This is a genomic window from Amycolatopsis sp. NPDC059027 (assembly GCF_042739735.1).
Lineage (GTDB): Bacteria > Actinomycetota > Actinomycetes > Mycobacteriales > Pseudonocardiaceae > Amycolatopsis.
This window is the reverse complement of record NZ_JBHYIK010000044.1, coordinates 4594-9393: the sequence shown is the minus strand read 5'-3', so window position 1 is coordinate 9393 and position 4800 is coordinate 4594. Positions and strand designations below refer to the sequence as shown.

Genomic DNA, 4800 nt, shown 5'->3' with positions numbered 1-4800 from the left:
CGCGAACGCTCCGTTGCCGACGATGAGCGTCCCGAACGGAGCGTTCGCGACACGCGCCCCGGGCCCACCGCATGCCGTGAAGGCCTCCTTCACAGCGCTCAACGCCGCGAAGGACCCCTTCGCCGCACCACCAAGCCCCCGGGAGGTGCCCACCAGCAAAACCGCACCCCCGCACCTACCGAGAAAACCTCACTGGGGCGCTCGACCCCGGTGAGTCAGTCTTCGGAGTGGTCCTTCGGGGGGAGCCAGGAGAGGCCGGGGACGCCCCACTTGTTGTGCTTCAGCATCTTCTTCGCGGCGCGCGCGTGCCGCCCGACCAGGCGGTCGAGGTAGATGTAGCCGTCCAGGTGATCGGTCTCGTGCTGCAAACAACGCGCGAAGTACCCGGTGCCCTCGACCTCGATCGGGTTCCCCTCGACGTCGAAACCGGTGACCTTCGCCCACGAGGCGCGGCCGGTCGGGTACGACTCGCCGGGCGCGGACAGGCAGCCCTCCCAGTCGTTGTCGGGGTCCGGCATGGTCTCCGGGATCTCCGACGTCTCGAGCTTCGGGTTGACGACGACACCCTTGTACTGGTTGCCCTCGTCGTCATGGCAGTCGTAGACGAACAGGCGCAGGTCGAGGCCGATCTGGTTGGCCGCGAGGCCGACCCCCTCGGCGGCGTACATCGTCTCGAACATGTCTTCGGTGAGCGTGCGCAGCTTCTCGTCGAACTCGGTGATCTCCCGAGTCGGGTTGTGCAGCACGGGGTCACCGGCGATTCGGATGGCATGGACGGTCACGAGGCGGCAGTTTAGTCGGACCCTTCTGGTAGACCTTCCCTAGACCGTGACGCGCCGACGTGGATGCCCACGACGGCCGGTGCTTCCGTGGTGTAATGGCGCCGCGGAACGACAGCCCTGTGATTTGCCTAGCACCTCAGTGATTGCGAGGAGTCAGATGGACGCCGCGGAGTCGATGGCTGAGCCGGAACAGCCGTCCCCGCCGGAGCTCGTGGACGGCCTGACCGAACGCGAGATCGACATCCTCGCCTTCGAACGCCAGTGGTGGCGGTACGCGGGGGCGAAGGAGCAGGCCATCCGGGAACGGTTCGGGCTGTCCACCACGCGCTACTACCAGGTGCTGAACCAGCTCCTCGAGAAGCAGGCGGCGATCCAGGCCGACCCGATGCTGGTCAAGCGGTTGCGCAAGACCCGCGCGGCCCGCCAGCGCACCCGGGCCGCCCGGAGGCTGGGGTTCGAGCTGCCATGAGCGATGCTTGCGAGCGAATCATGGGCATCATGCTCATGCGTGACAAGGGATTGGACACTGTCTCGCGGAGCGAGGCGATCGCATGAGCTTGTTTTCCGGACTTTCCCGGCCGCTGAAGGCCGCGGGGCTCGCCCTGATCGGTGTCGCCGTGATCGCCGCGGTCATCGGCGGGGTGTCCGCGCTGACCGGTGGTGAGTCGAACAACACCGCGGCGTCGAGCCCGGCCCCGCCGCCGTCCACTCCGAGCGACGCGGTGCCATCGACCTCGGCGCCCGCCTCACCGCCGTCGTCCTCGGGTCCGCCCTCTTCGCCGACGCCGCCCTCCTCGGCCTCGCCGAGCAGCGGCGCGCCGACCTCCGGCCAGCCGGGTCAGCCCGGTCAGCCGCAGCCGGGGCAGCCGGGTGGTGACCAGCAGGCGTCCAACAAGTGGGTCACCCTGCGCGTCTACAACAACAGCTTGATCAAGGGCCTCGCCGAGCGGGCCGCCGAGGACTTCCGCAAGGCGGGCTGGACCGTCTCGGACGTCAGCAACTACCCGGACGGCGTCATCCCGGAGACCACCGCGTACTTCCGCCCCGGCACCGACGAGGAAGCCGCCGCCAGGCAGCTCGCGAAGGAGTTCGGCATGCGTGCCGAACCCCGCTTCCCCGGCATCGAGCGGTCCGCCGCCGGTGTCATCGTGATAGTGACGAACAACTACCACCCGTCCGGCAAGAGCTGATACTCACGCGCCCGAGTCCCATACCCGGGCGCGTGAGTTTCGCGGTCACTCGCGGGACTTCGCGTAGGCCTCCAGCTCGGCCAGCTGGACCGGGTCCAGCGACGGCCGGACGGTCTTGCGGGCCGTGTCCAGGTGGGCGGCGGTGACCTCGGTGGCCTCCAGCGACTCCCGCATCGCCGTCAGCGCGGCCTCCCTGATCAGCGCGGCGCAGTCCGCCGCCGAGTAACCGTCCAGAGTGGACGCGACCTCGGCGAGGTCCACATCGGACGCCAGTGGCGTGTTCCGCGCGCTGGCGCCGAGAATCGCGGCACGGGCCTCGGCGTCCGGCGGCGGGACGTACACGCGGCGCTCCAAACGCCCTGGGCGCAGCAGTGCCGGGTCCACCAGCTCGGGCCGGTTCGTGGCGCCGAGGACGACGACCTCGCGCATCGGCTCGACGCCGTCCAGTTCGGTCAGCAGCGCGGCGACGACTCGGTCCGACACGCCCGAGTCCGACGACTGCCCGCGGCGCGGCGCGAGCGCGTCGATCTCGTCGAGGAAGATCAGCGCGGGCGCGGCCTCGGCGGCGCGACGGAACAGCTCCCGTACCGCCCGCTCCGACTCACCGACCCACTTGTCCATCAGTTCGGCACCCTTGACCGCGAACACGTTGAGCGCGCCCGTTCCGGCCAGCGCCCGCACCAGGAACGTCTTGCCGCCACCGGGCGGCCCGTACAGCAGCACGCCGCGCGGCGGCTCGACACCGAGCCGCGCGAAGGAATCCGGGTAGCGCAGCGGCCACAGCACGGCCTCGGTGAGCGACTGCTTGACGTCGGTCATGTCGCCGACGTCGTCCAGCGTCAGCCCGCCGGTGGCGAGATTGTCCGAAGTGGACATCGAAATCGGACGGACGGTTGTCAGCGCGTCCAGCAGATCCTGTTGGGAGATCCGGGGTTCGTTCTCCTCGCGTTGACGCAGTGCCGCCCGCAGTGCCGCGTCCCGGCGCAGTGCGATCAGGTCGGCCGCGACGAATCCCGGTGTGCGCTCCGCGATGGCGCCGAGGTCCACACCGGACTCCAGCGGGACGTCGCGCAGCAGCACCAGCAGCAGCTCCTTGCGGGTCCGCGCGTCCGGCAGCGGCAGGCTCAGCTCGCGGTCGAGCAGGTCCGCCGCCCGCAGCCGCGGATCGGCCGATTCGGCGCGAGCGGTGGTCGCGATGACGGCGAGCCCGTCCCGCCGCAACGCGCCGCGCAGTTCCTCCAGCACCACGGTCGCGACCGGCGGCGGCTGCGAAGCGGGCAGCAATGCGTCGATGTCGGTGATGAGCAGCACGGCCGGGCCGTCGGCCGAGGCGGCCGAGGTGATCGCCTCGCGCAGCCGTGCCGCGGCGGCATTCGGCTCCAGCACGGCGATGTTCGGCGCGGCGAGCGAGACCACGCCGACGTTCTCCGCCTGTGCCACCGAACGCACCATGGTGGCCTTGCCGACGCCTTCCGGCCCGGACAGCAGGACGCCGAGGTGTGCCGTCGTGCCCAGTTTGGCCAGCAGTTCCGGCCGATGGAAGGCCAGGTCGAACCATTCGGCGAGCTTGCGCGTGGCAGATTCGACGCCCACCAGGTCGGCGACCGGTGGCACGGCCTCGACGACTTCGGGCAGCGTCTCGTCCTCGACGATCTCCGCCTCGATGTACTCCTCGACCGCGGTCACGGCCGTGCTGCGCACGATCGCGGTCGCCGAACGGGCCGGGGAGGAGGACGAGGTGGCGGGTTCGCCGGTGCGCGCGCCGTCCCGCCAGCTGACCACTGTGGACGGTCCAACCGCGACAGGCCCGGCCGGGTCGGTCGCGGTGACGGTCAGCAGCTCGTTGGTCCAGGTGCCGCCGATCGCCCGCGACAGCTGCCCGCGGACGGCGGAGACGTCCGATCCCGCCGGGGGCGCGAGGTCCTGGGGGAGCAGCGAAACCGCGTCGCCGACCGTGAGCACCTTGCCGATCAGCGCCAGCCGCAGCGTGTGCGGCGGGACCGACACGCTGGCCAGCCGGGATCCCGCGACCGTCACGGTCCTCGCCGCGGACACCGCCGCCGGGGCCACCACGATCTCCGAGCCCTCGGACACGCCGAGGTTCGACATCGTGACGTCGTCGGTGAGCACCACCCCCGGCACGCCGCCGTCATCGGCGGGCGCGGCGAGCGCCGCGCTCACCCGCGCGCCGGTGAGATGCACCGCGTCCCAGGCACGCAGGCCCAGCGCGTCGAGCACCTCGGGGTGCAGCCGGACTACACCGCGGCGCGAGTCCAACGCGGACGGGGTGTGCCGGACGGTCAACGTGATCTGGGGGTCGCTCACACCGATCACCCTAGCGACGCGGACGCGTCCCAGGCGCCGAAGTAGGCGATGTCGGTGACCGGCGGGCGTGCCGCCGGTCACCGCTGGGGCCGTCGCGCAGGCGACGGCGACGAGGGAGATCCGGCTGACGTAGCCGCGATCGCCCGGCCGCCCGGCGCCAGGCCGCGGGAGCGATAGCAAAGGTCCCTTGCTCCACTTCCCGAGGTGGCCCGAACGCCCCAATGTGGCATTGGGTGCGTTGGACGCAGCGAACGCCACATTGGGGCGCATGACCGGGGGCAGACGACCGGCGGGATGGGCGGTGCGGCGGGGTGCGGGTCCGGAGTGGGGACGCCTTGTGCCGAGGGACGCCCTTGGTGCGCTCAATGCAGCGAAGGCGTCCCTCGGTGCGGCCAACGCACTGAAGGCGTCCCCACGGTGCATCGCCCGTACACGCCGCCCGCCCCGCGAACCCTCCAATGCCGTGAAGGCCTCCTTACCGGCGTTGAGTGCCGGTAAGGAGG

General features: G+C 71.1%; 4 protein-coding genes. 2 read left to right on the top strand and 2 right to left on the bottom strand.

Features of this window, described 5'->3' with window-relative positions; genetic code table 11:
- Positions 1-215: 215 nt before the first annotated feature.
- The gene (locus tag ACFWY9_RS27770) at positions 216-782 is read right to left on the bottom strand and encodes a peptide deformylase (RefSeq protein WP_378328818.1); all 567 of its coding nucleotides are present in this window, start codon (positions 780-782) and stop codon (positions 216-218) included.
- A gap of 157 nt (positions 783-939) precedes the next feature.
- On the opposite strand from ACFWY9_RS27770, the gene ACFWY9_RS27765 reads away from it, so the two are divergent.
- Together ACFWY9_RS27765 and ACFWY9_RS27760 are read left to right on the top strand one after the other, a co-directional pair.
- Entirely contained in the window at positions 940-1251 is a 312-nt protein-coding gene (locus ACFWY9_RS27765) for a DUF3263 domain-containing protein (protein ID WP_378328817.1), read from the top strand.
- An 82-nt stretch (positions 1252-1333) separates the two neighbouring features.
- Positions 1334-1972 (top strand): LytR C-terminal domain-containing protein, encoded by a 639-nt coding sequence (locus ACFWY9_RS27760; protein WP_378328816.1) that lies wholly within the window; start codon positions 1334-1336, stop codon positions 1970-1972.
- 45 nt (positions 1973-2017) lie between these two features.
- Here ACFWY9_RS27760 and ACFWY9_RS27755 read toward each other — a convergent pair whose 3' ends face one another.
- Positions 2018-4297 carry an AAA family ATPase gene (locus ACFWY9_RS27755; protein WP_378328815.1) on the bottom strand — a complete coding sequence of 760 codons (2280 nt, stop codon included), beginning with the start codon at positions 4295-4297 and terminating at the stop codon, positions 2018-2020.
- Between the last annotated feature and the right edge of the window lie 503 nt (positions 4298-4800).

Excerpts from the sequence above, each read along its gene's own strand:
- ACFWY9_RS27765 (WP_378328817.1), top strand. The coding sequence starts at position 940 with ATGGACGCCGCGGAGTCGATGGCTGAGCCGGAACAGCCGTCCCCGCCG.
- ACFWY9_RS27760 (WP_378328816.1), top strand. The coding sequence starts at position 1,334 with ATGAGCTTGTTTTCCGGACTTTCCCGGCCGCTGAAGGCCGCGGGGCTC.